This is a genomic window from Mesorhizobium sp. M0088 (genome assembly GCF_040322895.1).
Classification (GTDB): Bacteria; Pseudomonadota; Alphaproteobacteria; order Rhizobiales; family Rhizobiaceae; genus Mesorhizobium.
This window is the reverse complement of record NZ_JAMYUI010000001.1, coordinates 66,812-85,063: the sequence shown is the minus strand read 5'-3', so window position 1 is coordinate 85,063 and position 18,252 is coordinate 66,812. Positions and strand designations below refer to the sequence as shown.

The following is an 18,252-nucleotide window of genomic DNA, read 5'->3' as shown; positions in this document are numbered from 1 at the left end:
ATGCCTGAGGACATAATATCAGGCGACGGGGATGTTCCCGTCGACATCGATATATCTGTCGAAGCGGGCGACTGGCCCGATGAGGCAAGCCTGACGCGGCTGGTCGATCGCGCTGTCGTGGCTGCTTTTGCCGAGACCGGCGTAGTGGGCCATTCCGAGCTTAGCCTTGTTTTTTCCGACGACGCCCATATCCGGACGCTCAACGCCGGCTGGCGAGGCAAGGACAAACCGACCAACGTCTTGTCTTTCCCGGCTTTTCCGTTTGTGCAAGGCGGACCGTTGCCGCCGATGCTGGGCGACATCGTGCTGGCCGCCGAAACGGTCGCCCATGAAGCGGCACTGGAAGACAAGCCTGTCGAGAACCATATCACCCATCTCGTCATCCACGGCCTGCTGCATTTGCTGGGTTACGATCACGAGACCGACACTGAAGCCGAGGCGATGGAAGCCGTCGAACGCGCGGCGCTTGCAAGGCTTGCCATTCCCGACCCCTACGCGTAACTACATCTGATCAATTGACCGGACGACGATGAACGACAAACCAGAAACTGCCGCCCGCCCCGACGCCGGCAGTGCGACCAAGGCTTCCGATACGTCGGAAGAGGGATCAAGTCCGAGTACCGTTACCTCTGGTGCTAACAGTACCTCTGGCGCTAGCAGTACCTCTGCTGTTGCCGGTGCTGGCAGCGCTGCCAGCGAGACGTCGCCTGCCGGTCCCTCCCTGTTCGACCGCGTTCTGGGCCTCTTTCGGCAACGAAACGGAACCAGCCTGCGTGAGGAAATTGCCGGCGCGCTTGCCGAGACGACGAGCGATGCCGGCGCCTTCTCGCCCGGCGAACGCGCCATGCTCAACAACATCCTGCGGCTGCGCGAAGTGCGCGTCGAGGACGTCATGGTACCGCGCGCCGACATTCAGGGGGTCGAAATCACGACGACGCTCGGCGATCTCCTGGGCACTTTCGAACAATCCGGCCATTCCCGCATGCCGGTCTATTCCGAGACGCTCGATGATCCGCGCGGCATGGTCCATATCCGTGACGTGCTGGCCCACATCACCAAGATCGCGCGCGTCAAGAAGGGCCGCACGACCAGGAAAACCCCCGCTGCCACGGTTCTCGATCTTGCCCAGGTCGACCTCGCACGCACCATTGGCGACCTCAATCTGATCCGCCCGGTGCTGTTCGTGCCGCCGTCGATGCTTGCCTCCGACCTGATGGGCCGCATGCAGACGACGCGCACCCAGATGGCGCTGGTCATCGACGAATATGGCGGCACCGACGGCCTCGCCTCGCTGGAAGACATCGTCGAGATGGTGGTCGGCGACATCGAGGACGAGCATGACGACGACGAGCCGATGATCACCCAGAGCGGCGACGGCGTGTTCATCGTCGACGGCAAGGCCGAGATCGACGACGTGGCCAAGATGATCGGCGGGGATTTCGCCGCCGGTGAACATGGCGAATATGTCGACACGATCGGCGGCATGATTTTCAACACGCTTGGCCGTGTTCCGGCCCGCGGCGAGGTGGTGCAGGCCATACCCGGCTTCGAATTCCACGTCCTCGATGCCGATCCGCGCCGCGTCAAGCGCGTGCGCATCGTGCAGAGCCAGAAGGGTGAGCGCCGCCGGCGCGCCACCGCGCGCACCGAACAGGCGTGAGCGTCACGCTCGCCCGATGACTGTCGACGACCCGTTCAAGCATCCAAGTCTGGGGTCCTCTTCTACAAGGACCCTCGTGCCGCGCTGGACTGGCTTGAAGCAGCATTTGGCTTCGAGCGCAGCATGGTGGTCAGCGATGCCGAGGGAAAACTCGTCCATGCAGAGATGCGATTCGGCGACAGCTACATCATCGTCGATTCCGAATGGAGCGATTATGTCGCCAGCCCGGCTTCGGTCTCGGGCAGGAACACGCAGTCGATCTATGTCAGGCTGAAGGGCGGCCTGGATGCGCATTGCGAGCAGGCGCGGGCGACCGACGCCGGGATAATCCAGGAGCCGGCGGATCAGTTCTACGGCGAGCGCCAGTATCGTGCCCGCGACCCCGAGGGCCATGTCTGGACCTTCACGCAGACCATCCGTTCGGTTCCGCGCGAGGAGGCCGAGCGGCTGGGCGGCGTTCAAATCGAGGGTTGGCACCGGTAGGGCAGGGCCGGAGCTGTGCATCTCAGCCAGCCATCCGCCCGTTTGGAGCGCGGAGCGCAGCCTGTTAAATCTTGTGTCCTGATTCGCGACTCGGAAGTATGCATGGAGCGCCTCACCGGCCGGATAATTCTGCTTTGGGGTTGGCGGCGTGCGCTCGTGGCGTTTCTCGCGGGCGCTTTTGCCGTGCTTGGGCAGGCGCCTTACGATTTCTTCGCCGCCTGTTTCGTCTCGTTTCCGCTGCTGGTCTGGCTGCTCGACGGCGCCACCGGCGAAGCTTCCGGCAGCCTGTTCCGGCGTCTGCGGCCGGCTTTTGCCGTCGGTTGGTGGTTTGGTTTCGGCTATTTCCTCGCCGGCCTCTGGTGGATCGGCTCGGCGCTGCTGGTCGAGGCCGACAGTTTTGCCTGGGCGCTCCCCTTCGCGGTGGTCGGCATTCCTTTCATGCTCGCCTTTTTCTACGGCTTTGCTGCAATCGTAGCCCGGCTGCTGTGGAGCAACGACATTGGCCGCATCGCCGCCCTTGCCTTCGGCTTCGGGTTGGCGGAATGGCTGCGCGATTTCCTGTTCACCGGTTTTCCCTGGAATGCCGTCGGCTACGCGGCCATGCCCGTGCCGCTGCTGATGCAGAGCGTCTCGGTGACGGGCATGATCGGCATGAACGCGCTCGCCGTGTTCGTCTTCGCACTGCCGGCACTGCTGGCGGCACGTCGGCACCTGCGCCTCGGCGCGGCACTGTTTGTCATGCTCGCCGCCGCCCATGTCGGCTTCGGCTATGTCAGGCTTGGCGCTCCCGAACCGCCAGCTTCACGCAGCCTGGATGTCCGCATCGTTCAGCCGGCCGTGGACCTGTCGGAAAAATGGGATGCCTCGGTGCGCGACCGCATCTTCGCGGTCCTGATGGGGCTCTCGGCCAAGGCGCCGGACCCAGGCCATCAAAAGCCGCAGCTGATCCTGTGGCCCGAAACCTCGGTGCCTTTCCTCTTCACCGAGCGTCCGGACGCATTGACGGCGCTGGGAGACATGCTCGGATCCGGCCAGATGCTGATTGCCGGCGTCGTTCGCGAGGAAGGCGGTTCGGCCGCGAATGCCGACAGCCGTTACTACAACTCCGTGGTGGCGATCGACGACAAGGGTGAAATCTCCGACGCAGTCGACAAGGTTCACCTGGTGCCGTTCGGCGAATACCTGCCTTTCGCCGATCTGCTCCAGCGTTTCGGCATCGAGCAACTGGTTGCCGGGCCGATGAGTTTCGCGGCCGGCAATGAGCGGCACGCCATCACGCTGCCCGATGGCATCCGTGCGCTGCCATTTATCTGTTATGAGGTGATCTTTCCCGATCTTGTGGCAGTTGACGCTGCGTCAGCGCAGCTTATTGTGAACGTTACCAACGATGCGTGGTTCGGCGACACGCCGGGTCCGTATCAGCATTTCAGGCAGGCCCAGATCCGCGCGGTGGAAAATGGATTGCCATTGGTACGTGCTGCCAACAACGGCATCTCGGCCGTCGTCGATCCGCGCGGGCGCATCGTCGATGCGCTTGCGATCGACGCACGCGGCGCCATCGATGCCCACATACCGATTTCCGGACAGGCGCTCATATCTCCCGGCCAACGGCGCATTAACGGAATGCTGATCATGTTGCTGTTTGCCGTTGGGGCAGCGCTGTTGAACGTAAGGCAAAGGCTACGGGTGAATTGACAGCCAACACATTAGAAACTCATACTGTAAGTGCCTGAAAATTTCTCGAAGCCGGTGGATCGTTCTGTTGGGGCAGTTGCCTCCGGCTTTGTTTGGGCAAGAAAAAATAGAGAAAGCCGAAAAAATTCGGCGAGGAAAAAATGACAGAAGACAACAAGAAGAAACCGAATCCGATCGACATCCATGTTGGCAGTCGCATCCGGCTTCGCCGCAACATGCTGGGAATGAGCCAGGAAAAGCTGGGAGAAAACCTCGGCATCACATTTCAACAGATTCAGAAATATGAAAAAGGCACCAACCGCGTCGGCGCCAGCCGATTGCAGGCGATAGCGTCCATACTCGGCGTGCCGGTCGCCTTCTTTTTCGAGGATGCGCCCGGCCAGGAGCCCGTGGCGGGCCGTGGATTTGCCGAGGACGCGTCGATGGCTTTCGCTGTCGAATTCTGCGGCAGCCCTGAAGGCCTTCAGCTCAACCGGGCCTTTGTCAAGATCGCTGATGCCAAGGTGCGCCGCAGGATTATAGACCTGGTCAAGTCCCTCTCCGCCGACGATCCCGACTGATCCTCAATCACGCCAGCACCGGCGGCGTCTTGCCGCCGGTGGCACAAGATAACTGCATCGACATTCATGCCAGAGCCGAAGCACCGCTTGACGAGCGGCGCTTCGCCCCGCTAACACGTGGCGCGCCAAAATCGGCAGCCTGCCGATCGTTTTTCAAGAGGGGACACCCGTGACGCGGCAGAACTACTTCTTTACCTCGGAATCCGTTGCCGAGGGCCATCCCGACAAAGTCTGTGACCGGATTTCCGACGAGATCGTCGATCTGGTGTATCGCGAAGCCAAGAAGACCGGCATGGACCCGTGGAAAGTCCGTGTCGCCTGCGAGACGCTGGCCACCACCAACCGTGTCGTCATCGCCGGCGAAGTGCGTGTTCCCGACACGCTGCTCAAGAGGGACAAGGCGGGCAATATTCTCAAGGATGCCGCTGGGCATTCGGTCGTCAATCCGGCCAAGTTCAAGTCGGTCGCCCGCAAGGCGATCCGCGAAATCGGCTACGAGCAGGCCGGCTTTCACTGGAAAACCGCGAAGATCGAGGTTCTGCTGCACGGCCAGTCGCCTGACATCGGCCAGGGCGTCGACAATGCCTCCGACCGTCAGGGCGAAGAGGGTGCCGGCGACCAGGGCATCATGTTCGGCTACGCCTGCCGCGAGACGCCGGATCTGATGCCGGCGCCGATCTACTACAGCCACAAGATACTCGAATTGCTGGCGGCCGCCCGCCACGAGGGCAGCGGTGAAGCCGGCAGGCTCGGACCGGATGCCAAGAGCCAGGTCACCGTTCGCTATGTCGACGGCAAGGCCGCCGAGGCGACGCAGATCGTGCTGTCCACGCAGCATCTCGATGCGAGCTGGGATTCGAAGAAGGTCCGCAAGGTCGTCGAACCCTATATCCGGGAGGCGCTGGGCGAGCTGAAGATCGCCGACAACTGCATGTGGTACATCAATCCGACCGGCAAGTTCGTCATCGGCGGGCCGGACGGCGACGCCGGGCTGACCGGCCGCAAGATCATCGTCGACACCTATGGCGGTGCCGCACCCCATGGCGGCGGTGCCTTCTCCGGCAAGGACACCACCAAGGTGGATCGTTCGGCGGCCTATGCGGCGCGCTACCTGGCCAAGAACGTCGTGGCGGCGAAACTCGCCGACCGCTGCACCATCCAGCTTTCCTACGCCATCGGCGTTGCTCAGCCGCTGTCGGTCTATGTCGACTTGCACGGTACCGGCAAGGTCGACGAGGCAAAGCTCGAGGACGCGCTGCGCACGGTGATGGATCTGTCGCCGTCGGGTATCCGCCGTCACCTCGATCTCAACAAACCGATCTACGCCAAGACGTCGTCCTACGGCCATTTCGGCCGCAAGGCCGGCCGTGATGGGTCTTTCTCCTGGGAAAAGACCGATCTCGCCAAGGCGCTCAAGGACGCGGTCGCCGCCTGACAGCGGCGCCGCAAAGTCCCACCATGGATCCGAAGGGCAGACCAAGCCGCGCGACCGAAGCCTTTTTCGGTCGCCGGCGCGGCAAAACCATGCGTCCGCAGCAGGCGGCCGCATTGGAAAGCGGCTTTGGCACATATCGGCTCGATCTGACGGCTGAACCGCCGACCGATCTCAGCAGTCTGTTTGAGACGGATGTCAGCGCGGTTCGCCTTGAGATTGGCTTCGGCGGTGGCGAGCATCTCCTGCATCGTGCGATCGAGGCGCCTTCGATCGGCTTTATCGGCGTCGAGCCCTTCGTCAACGGCATGGCCAAGATGATGATGGCGGTGCGCGAGAAACCACTCGCCAATCTGCGGGTCTATGACGACGACGCCACAAGGCTGCTCGACTGGCTGCCGCAAGCCTCGCTCGACGGCATCGATCTGCTCTATCCCGACCCTTGGCCGAAGAAGAAACACTGGAAGCGGCGCTTCGTCAGCCCGGTCAATCTCGAGCGGTTCGCGCATGTGCTGAAGCCTGGTTCAAAATTCCGCTTCGCGTCCGACATCGACACCTATGTCAACTGGACCCTGCTGCATTGCCGCGCGCATGGCGCGTTCGCATGGCAGGCTTGCGAGGCGGCGGACTGGCACCTTTCCTATGAAGGTTGGCCGGGCACCCGTTACGAGGCCAAGGCCATTCGTGAGGGCCGGCGGCCGGCCTATCTGACCTTCATTCGGAAATAAGCTCGCGGTCATAGAGAAATTCCAGGAAAAGTGTGAAACGGTTTTCCGTCCGGAATTGCGTCAAAGCTAGAAGCGGCGGCCGATGCGATCGAAGGCGGCAGGCTCGACGCCGAGATTGCGCAGGTCGTCGGCGCGCGGCCTGCGACCGGCTTCCACGGCCCGTGAAGCGGCCACGGCGCTGCCGAATACGGTGAAGAAGTCGCCTATTGCAGAAAATATCGTGCGATTGCTCATGATCATGTCCTTTCGCGCACGTATGGCGCACGGCCACATTTGTGCAGCGCAACATAAATAGGCGCGTTTCAGCGCCGATCCCATGGGTGTCGCCGCATAGGCGCCATGCGCCCCATGCAACGCTGGCGCGGGCCGCCTCGATGGCGGCGTTGCCCGACCAGCACAGCGGGCTTGAAACACAGGCCGTCATCGTCTATATCAGCCTCAAATTCTTGGTCGGTATGACGAAGAGTGGGTCCACCCGGTCCCGCTCTTTTTTATTACCTGCCGATAACTTGGTAGAGAACGACAGGGCTTCAATGACTGCAACGGCAAGCGAGGGCGACGATCGCATCATCCGCGAAAGCGGCATCGATGCGCGCATCGCGCTGATCGTCCAGCCGGTTCTGCGCGGCATCGGCTTCCGCCTCGTGCGGGTGCATCTGTCGGGCCAGAACGGGCTGACGCTGCAGATCATGGCCGAACGCGAGGACGGCACCATGACCGTCGAAGATTGCGAAGAGGTCAGCCGCGCTGTGTCGCCGGCGCTCGACGTCGATGATCCGATCGAAAAGGCCTATCACCTCGAAGTCTCGTCGCCCGGCATCGACCGGCCACTGGTCCGTAAATCGGATTTCACGACCTGGACGGGTCATCTGGTGAAGATGGAAACATCGATGGTCGTCGCCGACCGCAAGCGCTTCAAGGGCAAGATCGCCGAAGCCGGCGAAGACGATGTGCTGATCGAGCGCGACAAGGCAGCCTATGGCGAGGAGCCGACGGTGCGTGTCCCCTACGATGCGATTGCCGACGTGCGCCTGATCCTGACCGACGATCTCATCCGCGATGCCCTGTCGAAGGACAACAGGGCGCGCAAGGAAGCCAAGAAGCGCCGCGGCGAACCGGACGATGACGAGTCGGGTGCGGAAGCGGACGCCACGGAAGACCACGAACAGGAACTATGATTGAGCTGCCGGGCGCAAAGGCCCGGCAAACAAGCTCCGGAGAAAAACGATGGTTGTAAGCGCCAACAGACTTGAATTGCTGCAGATCGCCGACGCGGTCGCGCGTGAAAAGTCGATCGACAAGTCGATCGTCATCGCCGCCATGGCCGATGCGATCCAGAAGGCGGCGCGCTCGCGTTACGGTCAGGAGACCAACATCCGCGCCGACATCAACCCGAACACCGGTGAGATGAAGCTGCAGCGGCTGATGGAAGTGGTCGAGAAGGTCGATGACTACGCCACGCAGATCGCCATTTCCTCGGCTCGCGAGCGCAATCCCGACGCCCAACTCGGCGACTTCATCGCCGAACAGCTGCCGCCCATGGATTTCGGCCGCATCGCTGCCCAGTCGGCCAAGCAGGTCATCGTGCAGAAGGTCCGCGAGGCCGAACGCGACCGCCAGTATGACGAGTACAAGGACCGCATCGGCGAGATCGTCAACGGTACCGTCAAGCGCGTCGAATACGGCAACGTCATCGTCGATCTCGGCCGCGGCGAAGCGATCATCCGTCGCGATGAGCTGATCCCGCGTGAAAACTACAAATATGGCGACCGCGTCCGCGCCTATGTCTACGATGTGCGCCGCGAGCAGCGCGGCCCGCAGATATTCCTGTCGCGTACCCATCCGCAGTTCATGGCCAAGCTGTTCACCATGGAAGTGCCGGAAATCTATGACGGCATCATCGAGATCAAATCGGTCGCCCGCGACCCAGGTTCGCGCGCCAAGATCGCCGTTATCTCGCGCGACAGCTCGATCGATCCGGTCGGCGCCTGCGTCGGCATGCGCGGCAGCCGCGTCCAGGCCGTCGTCGGCGAATTGCAGGGCGAGAAGATCGACATCATTCCGTGGTCGCCTTCTGCGGCGTCCTTCATCGTCAACGCGCTGCAGCCGGCGGAAGTCGCCAAGGTCGTGCTCGACGAGGATGCCGAGCGCATCGAAGTCGTGGTTCCCGACGACCAGCTGTCGCTGGCCATCGGCCGCCGCGGCCAGAACGTGCGTCTCGCCTCGCAGCTGACCGGCTGGGATATCGACATCCTCACCGAGGCCGAAGAATCCGAGCGCCGCCAGAAGGAATTCGTCGAGCGTTCGTCGCTGTTCATGGAAGCCCTCGACGTCGACGAGATGGTCGGCCAGGTGCTGGCCTCCGAAGGCTTCACCAGCGTCGAGGAAGTCGCGTATGTCGATTCCGGCGAGATCGCCTCGATCGACGGTTTCGACGAGGACACCGCTTCGGAAATCCAGACCCGCGCCCGCGAATATCTGGAGAAGATCGAGGCCGAGCACGATGACAAGCGCAAGGCGCTCGGTGTTTCGGACGAGTTGCGCGAAATCCCCGGCGTCACCACCGCCATGATGGTGACGCTTGGCGAGGACGGCGTGAAGACGATCGAGGATTTCGCCGGCTATGCCGCCGACGACCTGACCGGCTGGAAGGAACGCAAGGACGGCGAGACAAAGGTCTATCCGGGCGTGCTGGCCAATCATGGCGTGACCCGCGCGGACGCCGAACAGATGGTTCTGGCCGCCCGCCTCAAGGCCGGCTGGATCACCGAAGACGAGCTTGCAGCCGAAGAAGTCTCGGCTGACGAAGCCGTTGGTGCGTGAGGTGAAACCGCATCGCACCGAACCCGCCCCTGGACGAGATGAACGATCGCACCTGCATCGTTACGCGCAAACAAGCCGAACCGGATGATCTGATCCGGTTCGTCGTCGGCCCGGATTCGGCCGTCGTTCCCGACATCAAGAGAAATCTGCCCGGCCGCGGTTGCTGGGTGAGCGCCGACCGCCTACATATCGACAAGGCTGCGGCGAAGAACCTCTTTGCCCGCGCCTTCAAGGCACAGGTGGTCGTGCCGCCCGATCTTGGCGGCATGATCGACGGGCTGCTTTCCAGGCACGCTCTGGGCATGCTTGGTCTTGCCCGTAAGGCAGGCGCAATTTCGCTTGGTGCTACCAAGGTCGAAAGTGCTGTTCGTGGCGGATTGGCGCTTTTCGTGCTCCACGCGACCGAGGCGTCCGATGACGGCGTGCGCAAGATCAGCCAGGCGCGACGGGCGACAGTCCATCTCGGCGGGCCCGCCATCCTTGCCTACAAACTTTTCTCCGAGGCCGAGTTGAGCTTGGCATTGGGGGGTACAAATGTGATACATGCTGCCGTTCTCGCGGGAGACGCGGGCAGGGCGGTCCAGAAGCGCATGGTTGCGCTCGACCGGTATCGGGGCGGTTCCCCGGACGATCTGGCAATGCTTGCGGCTGTTGCTGACGAAGATGATGCCGCAGAGGATATGGAATGAGCGATACGAAATCGGGTGACGACAATACGCTGAGTGTGACGCCGAAGAAGACCTTGACGCTGAAGCGCCCCGGTATGGAACAGGGCACTGTGCGCCAGAACTTCTCGCACGGCCGCACCAAGCAGGTCGTCGTCGAAACCAAGAAGCGCAAGTTCTCGATGCCCGGCGACAAGCCGGAGCCTGTTGCCGCCCCGGTCTTCACACCGAAGCCGGCGGTCGTGGCCGCACCCGTCGTCGTGCCGGAAGCACCGAAGGCGCCACCACCGCCGCCGGCCCCGGTCGAACGCAGCGGTATGGTGCTGAACGAACTGTCGCGCAGTGAAATGGAAGCGCGCCGCAGGGCGCTCGAGGGCTCGAAGGTTCGCGAGGTCGAGGACCGCCAGCGCGCCGCCGAGGATGCCAAGCGTCGCGCCGAGGACGAAGAGCGCCGCAAGCGCGAACGCGATGAATCCGCACGCCGCCAGGCTGAGGAAGAGGCGCGGTTGCAGACCGAGGCCGAATCCCGCCGTCGGGCTGAGGAAGAGGCCCGTCGACGCGCGCCATTGGCTGCCGAATTGGCAACGGTCGATGACGAGGAAGTGGCCAAGCCGAAGCGTGTTGGTGCCGGCGCACCGGTGCGCCGTCCGGTCACGCCCGAAGTGGCGCGTCCGGCCAAGCCGACCAAGGCCGAGGAAGACCGCCGCCGCGGCAAGCTGACGCTGAATTCAGCATTGTCCGACGAAGACGCGCGAGCCCGTTCGCTGTCGTCGATGCGTCGCCGCCAGGAAAAATTCAAGCGCGCGATGCACAATGAGCCGCGCGAGAAAGTCATGCGCGAAGTGATCCTGCCAGAGACCATTACGATCCAGGAACTGGCGCAACGCATGTCCGAGCGCGCGGTCGACCTGGTCAAGTTCTTCATGAAGCAGGGCCAGATCCTGAAGCCGGGCGACGTCATCGATGCCGACACGGCCGAGCTGGTTGCTACCGAATTCGGCCACACGGTCCGCCGCGTCGCCGAGTCCGACATCGAGGAAGGCCTGTTCAACATCGCCGACAATGCCGAGGACCTGGTTTCGCGTCCGCCGGTCGTGACGATCATGGGTCACGTCGATCATGGCAAGACCTCGCTGCTCGACGCGATCCGCAACGCCAATGTCGTCTCCGGCGAAGCCGGCGGCATCACCCAGCATATCGGCGCCTACCAGGTCGAGAAGAACGGTCACAAGATCACCTTCATCGACACGCCCGGCCACGCCGCCTTCACGGCGATGCGTGCTCGTGGCGCCCAGGCGACCGACATTGCCATCCTGGTGGTTGCCGCCGACGACAGCGTCATGCCGCAGACGATCGAATCGATCAGCCATGCCAAGGCGGCCGGCGTTCCGATCATCGTGGCGATCAACAAGATCGACAAGCATGATGCCGATCCGCAGAAAGTGCGCTCCGAACTGCTGCGCCACGAGGTTTTCGTCGAATCCATGGGCGGTGAAGTTCTGGACGTCGAAGTGTCGGCGACCAAGGGCACCAATCTCGACAAGCTGCTCGAGGCGATCCTGCTGCAGGCCGAAATTCTCGACCTGAAGGCCAATCCGGATCGTACCGCCGAGGGTGTCGTCATCGAAGCCCAGCTCGACAAGGGCCGTGGCCCCGTCGCGACCGTGCTGGTGCAGACCGGCACGCTGATGCCGGGCGACATCCTCGTTGCCGGCAACGAATGGGGCCGGGTGCGTGCGCTGGTCAACGATCGTGGTGTGCAGATCAAGGAAGCGCCGCCGGCGATGCCGGTGGAAGTGCTTGGCTTGCAGGGCACACCGCAGGCCGGCGACCGCTTCGCCGTGGTCAACAACGAGGCCCGTGCCCGCGAGATCACCGAATACCGCCAGCGTCTGGCGCGCGAGAAGGCGGTTGCCAAGCATGCCGGCCAGCGCGGTTCGCTCGAGCAGATGATGTCGCAATTGCAGACAAGCGGGCTGAAGGAATTTCCGCTGGTCATCAAGGGCGACGTGCAGGGCTCGATCGAGGCGATCAACGCCGCGCTCGACAAGCTCGGCACCGACGAAGTACGTGCGCGCATCGTCCATGCCGGCGCCGGCGCCATCACCGAAAGCGACGTGTCGCTGGCGGAGACTTCGGGTGCCGCGATCATCGGCTTCAACGTCCGCGCCAACGTCCAGGCGCGTGCCGCTGCAGCGGCGGCTGGCATCGAGATCCGCTACTACTCGATCATCTACAACCTCGTGGATGACGTGAAGGCGGCTCTGTCGGGCCTGCTGTCGCCGGAGCGTCGCGAGACCTTCATCGGCAACGCGCAGATCCTCGAGATCTTCGACATCACCAAGGTCGGCAAGATCGCCGGCTGCCGTGTCACCGAAGGCAAGGTCGAGCGTGGTGCGGGTGTGCGCCTGATCCGTGACAACGTCGTCATCCACGAAGGGACGTTGAAGACCCTGAAGCGCTTCAAGGACGAAGTTTCGGAAGTCCCCGGCGGCCAGGAGTGCGGCATGGCCTTCCAGAACTACGAGGACATGCGCGTCGGCGACGTCATCGAGTGCTTCCGCGTCGAGATGGTGACCCGGACACTCTGAGTTCGAGTGACTTGTCCATACCGGGCGGTGGCCGAAAGGCCGCCGCCCGAGGTCTATTGAGAACGACCCATATGAGACATGCGGCACGGTCCCATCCCGCGCCTCACGCTTCAGGATAGAGAAAAATGCCCCGTCCAACCACATCCAGCCCATCCCAGCGCATGCTGCGCGTCGCCGAACAGGTGCGCCATGCGCTGTCCGAAACCCTGCAGCGCGGCGAGATCATCGATCCGCTGATCGAGAACACCGTGGTGTCGGTCTCGGAAGTGCGCATGTCGCCCGATTTGAAGGTCGCTACCGCTTTCGTTTCGCCACTCGGCGCCAAGGATACCGATGCGGTGGTCGAGGCGCTGAACAAGCATGCGAAATTCATCCGTGGCCGTGTTTCCAGCGCGCTGCGGCAGATGAAATTCATGCCGGAGTTTCGCTTCAAGCTCGACACCTCCTTCGACAATTTCGCCAGGATCAACGACCTCTTGAAATCGCCGGAAGTGGCGCGCGATCTGAGTCCTGAGGACCAGCAAAACGCGGACCAGGACAAAGACGACAACAAGGACACCGAATAGTGGCGCGCCGCGGCAAGAAGAAGGGCCGGCCGATCTCGGGCTGGCTGATCCTGGACAAGCCGGTCGGCATGGGCTCGACCGAAGCCGTCTCCAAGATCAAATGGCTATTCCAGGCGGAAAAAGCCGGCCATGCCGGCACGCTCGATCCGCTGGCGTCCGGCATGCTGCCGATCGCGCTTGGCGAGGCCACCAAGACCGTTCCCTACGTGCAGGACGGCGCCAAGATCTATCGCTTCACCGTTGCCTGGGGACAGGAGCGTTCGACCGATGACCTCGAAGGTCCGGTGACGAAGGAGTCCGATCTGCGTCCGTCGGAAGCCGAGGTGCTCGCCCTGCTGCCGAAATACACCGGCGTCATCATGCAGACGCCGCCGCAATTCTCGGCCATCAAGATCGCCGGCGAGCGCGCCTATGATCTGGCCCGCGACGGTGCGACGGTCGACATACCCGCGCGAGAGATCGAGATCGGCCGTCTGGACGTTGTCGAGCATGGCGCCGACCATACTGTTTTCGAGGTCGAGTGCGGCAAGGGCACCTATGTGCGTTCGCTGGCCCGCGACATGGGCCGCGACATGGGCTGTTTCGGCCATATCTCCGAATTGCGCCGGGTCGAGGTCGAACCGTTCACCTCGGAGGACTTCGTTACCATCGCCGAGTTGGAAGCTGCCCGTTTCGGCGTGGTGGAGGGAAACGCAGACGCGACTGATATCGCCGACGCTACGGTAGCCGCCGACACGGCAGAGGCTGCCGACAAGGTGGAAGTGCCAATCGACTTCGATGCCATCGATGCGCTCTTGGTCGACACATCGGCTGCCCTCGATTGCCTGCCGCAGATCGCCATCAGCGACGATGCGGCGACCAAGATCCGCCTTGGCAACCCGGTCATCATCCGCGGCCGCGATGCACCGGTGGAAGCCGAGGAAGCCTGCGCCACGGCGCGCGGCAAGCTGGTCGCCATCGGTGCCATCGAGCAAGGCATGTTCAAGCCCAAGCGGGTCTTTGCCGGGTGACGGCTCTCGTCTAACTTCAGTTCGACTCTACGTTCGAGGGGCACATGGCAAAGGCCGAAGCGGTGAACAAACGGGCGCCGGTGAAAACGCGCCGGCCGCCGGTCGGTGCGTCGCCTGGCACGCTGATCGCCGACCCCTCGGCGCGTCGCAGCGAACTCAGGCTGACGCTGATCTCGCCCGAAAAATTCAAAACCATCGAAAATGCCAGCATCGACGACCTCAACACCCATTGCGACAAATGGCCGGTCCTCTGGCTCGACTGCACCGGCCTCGCCAACATCCCGCTGATCGAGGAGATCGGCCGCATTTTCAGCCTGCATCCGCTGGCGCTGGAGGACGTCGTCAACACCGGCCAGCGGCCGAAGGTCGACTTCTTCGAGGACCATGCCTTCGTCGTCGTCAGGATGATCGACGACGTCACCTCGCATCGCTATGAGCAGATCGCCGTCTTCTTCGGCAGCAACTTCGTCGTCACCTTCCAGGAGCGTGAAGGCGACCCGTTCGATCCGGTGCGCAAGCGCATCGAAAGTTCGGCGCCCAACCGGTTGCGCGCCCGGGGCGCCGATTACCTCGCCTATGCGCTGATCGACGCCATCGTCGACAGCTACTTTCCGCCGATCGAGGCCGCCGGCGACACGGTCGACAGCATCGAGGACGAGATGCTGCATTCGCCGCACAAGCATCAGATGCGGCAACTGCATGAATTGCGGCGCGACGCCAACGTGCTGAAAGGCGTGCTTTGGCCGATGCGCGATGCGCTGGCGACGCTGATCCGCAACGATGTGCCCTATGTGAAGGCCGAGACCAAGATCTTCCTCAACGACACGCTCGACCATGCGCTGCGGCTGATCGAACTGGTCGAAACCCAGCGCGACATGCTGACCGGCCTGATCGAGATGCACCTGTCGCTGAGCCAGGCGCGCACCAACGACGTCATCAGCTATCTCACCATCGTATCGGTCATCTTCATGCCGCTCACCTTCCTGGTCGGCATCTGGGGCATGAATTTCGACCCGGAGTCTTCGCCCTGGAACATGCCGGAACTGAAGGCCTATTATGGCTATCCCTTGTCGCTGCTGTTCATGGCGCTTGTCGCGTTCGGGCTGATCGCCTTCTTCAAATGGAAGAAATGGCTTTGACAAGGATAAACCTGCCATTTTGGGCCTGAAAAGCCGGCTGGTGAATTGGGCTGGTGTTTTCCGGGGAATTGCACTATATGCGCCGCAGCATAGCGCTGTGACGCTTTGCTTGCACCGGCCCCTGCTGGACGACATCCCGGCTGAGGGCGACCCGTTTCCTCAAACAGATAAGGAAAAACACGATGTCGATTACTGCCGAGCGCAAACAGGAATTGATGGGTGAATTCGCAACCGCCAAGGGCGATACCGGGTCTCCGGAAGTCCAGGTGGCCATCCTTTCCGAGCGCATCAAGAACCTGACCGACCATTTCAAGGACCACAAGAAGGATAACCATTCCCGCCGTGGTCTGCTTGCTCTCGTCTCTCAGCGCCGCAGCCTGCTTGATTATCTCAAGCGCAAGGACGACGCGCGCTACCAGACGTTGATCGAGAAGCTCGGTCTGCGCCGTTGACGAATTGACCGGCGGGCTTTCGAAGGAGAGCCCGCCGGTCGCGCATTCTGCCAGTCGCATCGACTGGCCAGACCCGGTTTCGATCGTGCAGAGGGCACTCGAAACCGCCCATGGACGGTCATGGGGCAGGATTGCAGGACGCTCGCGCGCGCTCGCCGCGCCGAAATTACCCGAGCTTCCCGTTGTCTTGCCCGTGGCTGCCCGAGAAAGGAAGCCAGGGAAAGGGCATCCGCGCACCGTGAAACGGCGCGGCCCTTTCCTCATATTAAGGACAAGACATGTTCAATCACCACAAAGTGGAAATCGAATGGGGCGGCCGTCCGCTCATCCTCGAAACCGGCAAGATCGCACGCCAGGCTGACGGCGCGGTGCTCGCCACCTACGGCGAGACCAAGGTTCTCGCCACCGTTGTTTCGATGAAGGAGCCGAAGCCCGGCCTCGATTTCTTCCCGCTGACCGTCAACTACCAGGAAAAGACTTACGCCGCCGGCAAGATCCCGGGTGGCTATTTCAAGCGTGAAGGCCGTCCGAGCGAGAAGGAAACGCTGGTTTCCCGCCTCATCGACCGCCCGATCCGCCCGCTCTTCGCCTCCGGCTACAAGAACGACACGCAGATCGTCGTCACCGTCGTCCAGCATGACCTCGAGAACGATCCCGACATCCTGTCGATCGTGGCCACCTCGGCTGCCCTGACGCTCTCGGGCGTGCCCTTCATGGGCCCGATCGGCGGCGCCCGCGTTGGCTATATCAACGGCGAATACGTGCTCAACCCGCATGTCGACGAGATGCAGGAATCGAAGCTCGACCTGATCGTCGCCGGCACCACCGACGCCGTGCTGATGGTTGAGTCCGAGGCCAAGGAATTGGGCGAAGAGCTGATGCTCGGCGCCGTCATGTTCGGCCACAAGGGCTTCCAGCCGGTCATCGACGCCATCATCAAGCTGGCCGAAGTCGCCGCCAAGGAGCCGCGCGACTTCACCGCGCCGGACTATTCCGCGCTTGAAGCCGAGATGCTGAAGATCGTCGGCGACGAACTCAGCAATGCCTACAAGAACGTCGACAAGCAGAAGCGCTACGCCGCCGTCGACGCCGTCAAGGCGAAGGTCAAGGCAGCGTTTGCCCCGGCAGAAGGCGAAGACGCCAAGTACACTTCCGAGCAGATCGGTTCGGTATTCAAGGAACTCCAGGCCAAGGTCGTGCGCTGGAACATCCTCGACACCGGCTCGCGCATCGATGGCCGTGACCTCAAGACGGTCCGCAAGATCGTTTCCGAAGTCGGCGTCCTGCCGCGCACCCACGGTTCGGCGCTGTTCACCCGCGGCGAGACCCAGGCGCTGGTCGTTGCAACGCTCGGCACCGGCGAGGACGAGCAATATGTCGATTCGCTGACCGGCATGTACAAGGAGAAGTTCCTTCTTCACTACAACTTCCCTCCCTACTCCGTCGGAGAGACCGGCCGCATGGGTTCGCCGGGCCGTCGCGAAATCGGCCATGGCAAGCTCGCCTGGCGCGCCATTCGCCCGATGCTGCCGAGTGCCGACCAGTTCCCCTACACGCTGCGCGTCGTCTCGGAGATCACCGAGTCCAACGGTTCGTCGTCGATGGCCACCGTCTGCGGCACCTCGCTGGCGCTGATGGATGCCGGCGTGCCGCTGGCAAAGCCGGTCGCCGGTATCGCCATGGGCCTGATCAAGGAAGGCGAGCGTTTCGCCGTTCTGTCCGACATCCTTGGTGATGAGGATCACCTCGGCGACATGGACTTCAAGGTCGCCGGCACCGCGAACGGCATCACCTCGCTGCAGATGGATATCAAGATCGAAGGCATCACCGAGGAGATCATGAAGATCGCGCTGGACCAGGCCAAGGATGGCCGCCAGCACATCCTCGGCGAAATGGCGCATGCTCTGACCGGCGCGCGTTCGGAACTGGGTGAGTTTGCACCGCGCATCGAAGTGATGCACATCCCGACCGACAAGATCCGTGACGTGATCGGCTCGGGCGGCAAGGTGATCCGCGAGATCGTCGAAAAGACCGGCGCCAAGATCAACATCGAGGACGACGGCACGGTCAAGATCGCTTCGTCCAACGCCAAGGAGATCGAGGCGGCGAAGAAGTGGATCCACACCATCGTCGCTGAGCCGGAAGTCGGCGAGATCTACGAAGGCACGGTCGTCAAGACCGCCGACTTCGGCGCTTTCGTCAACTTCTTCGGCCCGCGTGACGGCCTCGTCCACATCTCGCAGCTTGCCAACGACCGGGTCGCCAAGACCTCGGACGTGGTCAAGGAAGGCGACAAGGTCTGGGTCAAGCTGATGGGCTTCGACGAGCGCGGCAAGGTCCGCCTGTCGATGAAGGTCGTCGACCAGGCCACCGGCAAGGAACTCGCCCGCGACAAGAAGACCGAAGGCGAAGAAAACGCCGCCTGAACGTCTTGAGTTCATGAATTGA

16 protein-coding genes and 2 pseudogenes are annotated in these 18,252 nt (G+C 62.6%); 17 read left to right on the top strand and 1 reads right to left on the bottom strand.

The features are described 5' to 3' along the window. The 7 genes from ybeY (at position 1) to trmB (ending at position 6,558) form a co-directional block, all read left to right on the top strand. The gene (gene ybeY / locus NKJ67_RS00380) at positions 1-501 is read left to right on the top strand and encodes an rRNA maturation RNase YbeY (RefSeq protein ID WP_352580081.1); all 501 of its coding nucleotides are present in this window, start codon (positions 1-3) and stop codon (positions 499-501) included. Positions 502-529: 28 nt separating this feature from the next. Then, positions 530-1,660, top strand: a complete 1,131-nt coding sequence (locus tag NKJ67_RS00375) for a hemolysin family protein (RefSeq protein ID WP_352580080.1) — start codon at positions 530-532, stop codon at positions 1,658-1,660. A gap of 84 nt (positions 1,661-1,744) precedes the next feature. Next, on the top strand, positions 1,745-2,143 hold the full coding sequence (locus tag NKJ67_RS00370) for a VOC family protein (protein ID WP_352580327.1): 399 nt from the start codon (positions 1,745-1,747) through the stop codon (positions 2,141-2,143). Positions 2,144-2,245: 102 nt separating this feature from the next. After that, entirely contained in the window at positions 2,246-3,838 is a 1,593-nt protein-coding gene (lnt, locus tag NKJ67_RS00365) for an apolipoprotein N-acyltransferase (RefSeq protein WP_127266945.1), read from the top strand. 140 nt (positions 3,839-3,978) lie between these two features. Continuing rightward, positions 3,979-4,398, top strand: a complete 420-nt coding sequence (locus NKJ67_RS00360; RefSeq protein WP_013527901.1) for a helix-turn-helix domain-containing protein — start codon at positions 3,979-3,981, stop codon at positions 4,396-4,398. Between the two features lie 169 nt (positions 4,399-4,567). Further along, positions 4,568-5,833, top strand: coding sequence for a methionine adenosyltransferase (gene metK, locus NKJ67_RS00355; RefSeq protein ID WP_127266944.1), 1,266 nt, complete (start codon positions 4,568-4,570; stop codon positions 5,831-5,833). Between the two features lie 23 nt (positions 5,834-5,856). Beyond that, on the top strand, positions 5,857-6,558 hold the full coding sequence (gene trmB / locus NKJ67_RS00350; RefSeq protein WP_127266943.1) for a tRNA (guanine(46)-N(7))-methyltransferase TrmB: 702 nt from the start codon (positions 5,857-5,859) through the stop codon (positions 6,556-6,558). A gap of 66 nt (positions 6,559-6,624) precedes the next feature. Here the strand turns inward: trmB and NKJ67_RS00345 are convergent, their stop codons facing one another. Then, the gene (locus NKJ67_RS00345) at positions 6,625-6,792 is read right to left on the bottom strand and encodes a hypothetical protein (RefSeq protein WP_352580079.1); all 168 of its coding nucleotides are present in this window, start codon (positions 6,790-6,792) and stop codon (positions 6,625-6,627) included. 299 nt (positions 6,793-7,091) lie between these two features. On the opposite strand from NKJ67_RS00345, the gene rimP reads away from it, so the two are divergent. From rimP to pnp, 10 genes and pseudogenes are all read left to right on the top strand, one after another. Continuing rightward, on the top strand, positions 7,092-7,736 hold the full coding sequence (gene rimP / locus NKJ67_RS00340) for a ribosome maturation factor RimP (protein WP_127270712.1): 645 nt from the start codon (positions 7,092-7,094) through the stop codon (positions 7,734-7,736). Between the two features lie 49 nt (positions 7,737-7,785). Further along, on the top strand, positions 7,786-9,381 hold the full coding sequence (gene nusA, locus NKJ67_RS00335; protein WP_013527896.1) for a transcription termination factor NusA: 1,596 nt from the start codon (positions 7,786-7,788) through the stop codon (positions 9,379-9,381). Positions 9,382-9,419: 38 nt separating this feature from the next. Then, entirely contained in the window at positions 9,420-10,070 is a 651-nt protein-coding gene (locus tag NKJ67_RS00330; protein ID WP_023811407.1) for an RNA-binding protein, read from the top strand. Continuing rightward, positions 10,067-12,637 (top strand): translation initiation factor IF-2, encoded by a 2,571-nt coding sequence (gene infB / locus NKJ67_RS00325; RefSeq protein ID WP_127294040.1) that lies wholly within the window; start codon positions 10,067-10,069, stop codon positions 12,635-12,637. Before NKJ67_RS00330 ends, infB begins: the two co-directional genes overlap by 4 nt. 125 nt (positions 12,638-12,762) lie before the next feature. Beyond that, positions 12,763-13,203, top strand: coding sequence for a 30S ribosome-binding factor RbfA (gene rbfA / locus NKJ67_RS00320; RefSeq protein WP_128306960.1), 441 nt, complete (start codon positions 12,763-12,765; stop codon positions 13,201-13,203). After that, positions 13,203-13,872: pseudogene (gene truB / locus NKJ67_RS00315) on the top strand (tRNA pseudouridine(55) synthase TruB); the annotation flags it as partial. The gene rbfA and the pseudogene truB (NKJ67_RS00315), both read left to right, overlap by 1 nt. A 101-nt stretch (positions 13,873-13,973) precedes the next feature. Then, positions 13,974-14,213: pseudogene (truB, locus tag NKJ67_RS35100) on the top strand (tRNA pseudouridine(55) synthase TruB); the annotation flags it as partial. A 44-nt stretch (positions 14,214-14,257) separates the two neighbouring features. Next, entirely contained in the window at positions 14,258-15,352 is a 1,095-nt protein-coding gene (corA, locus tag NKJ67_RS00310; RefSeq protein ID WP_127270701.1) for a magnesium/cobalt transporter CorA, read from the top strand. Positions 15,353-15,492: 140 nt separating this feature from the next. Further along, on the top strand, positions 15,493-15,804 hold the full coding sequence (gene rpsO, locus NKJ67_RS00305) for a 30S ribosomal protein S15 (RefSeq protein ID WP_269470859.1): 312 nt from the start codon (positions 15,493-15,495) through the stop codon (positions 15,802-15,804). 278 nt (positions 15,805-16,082) lie between these two features. Beyond that, the gene (gene pnp, locus NKJ67_RS00300) at positions 16,083-18,230 is read left to right on the top strand and encodes a polyribonucleotide nucleotidyltransferase (protein WP_127318977.1); all 2,148 of its coding nucleotides are present in this window, start codon (positions 16,083-16,085) and stop codon (positions 18,228-18,230) included. Positions 18,231-18,252 lie beyond the last annotated feature (22 nt).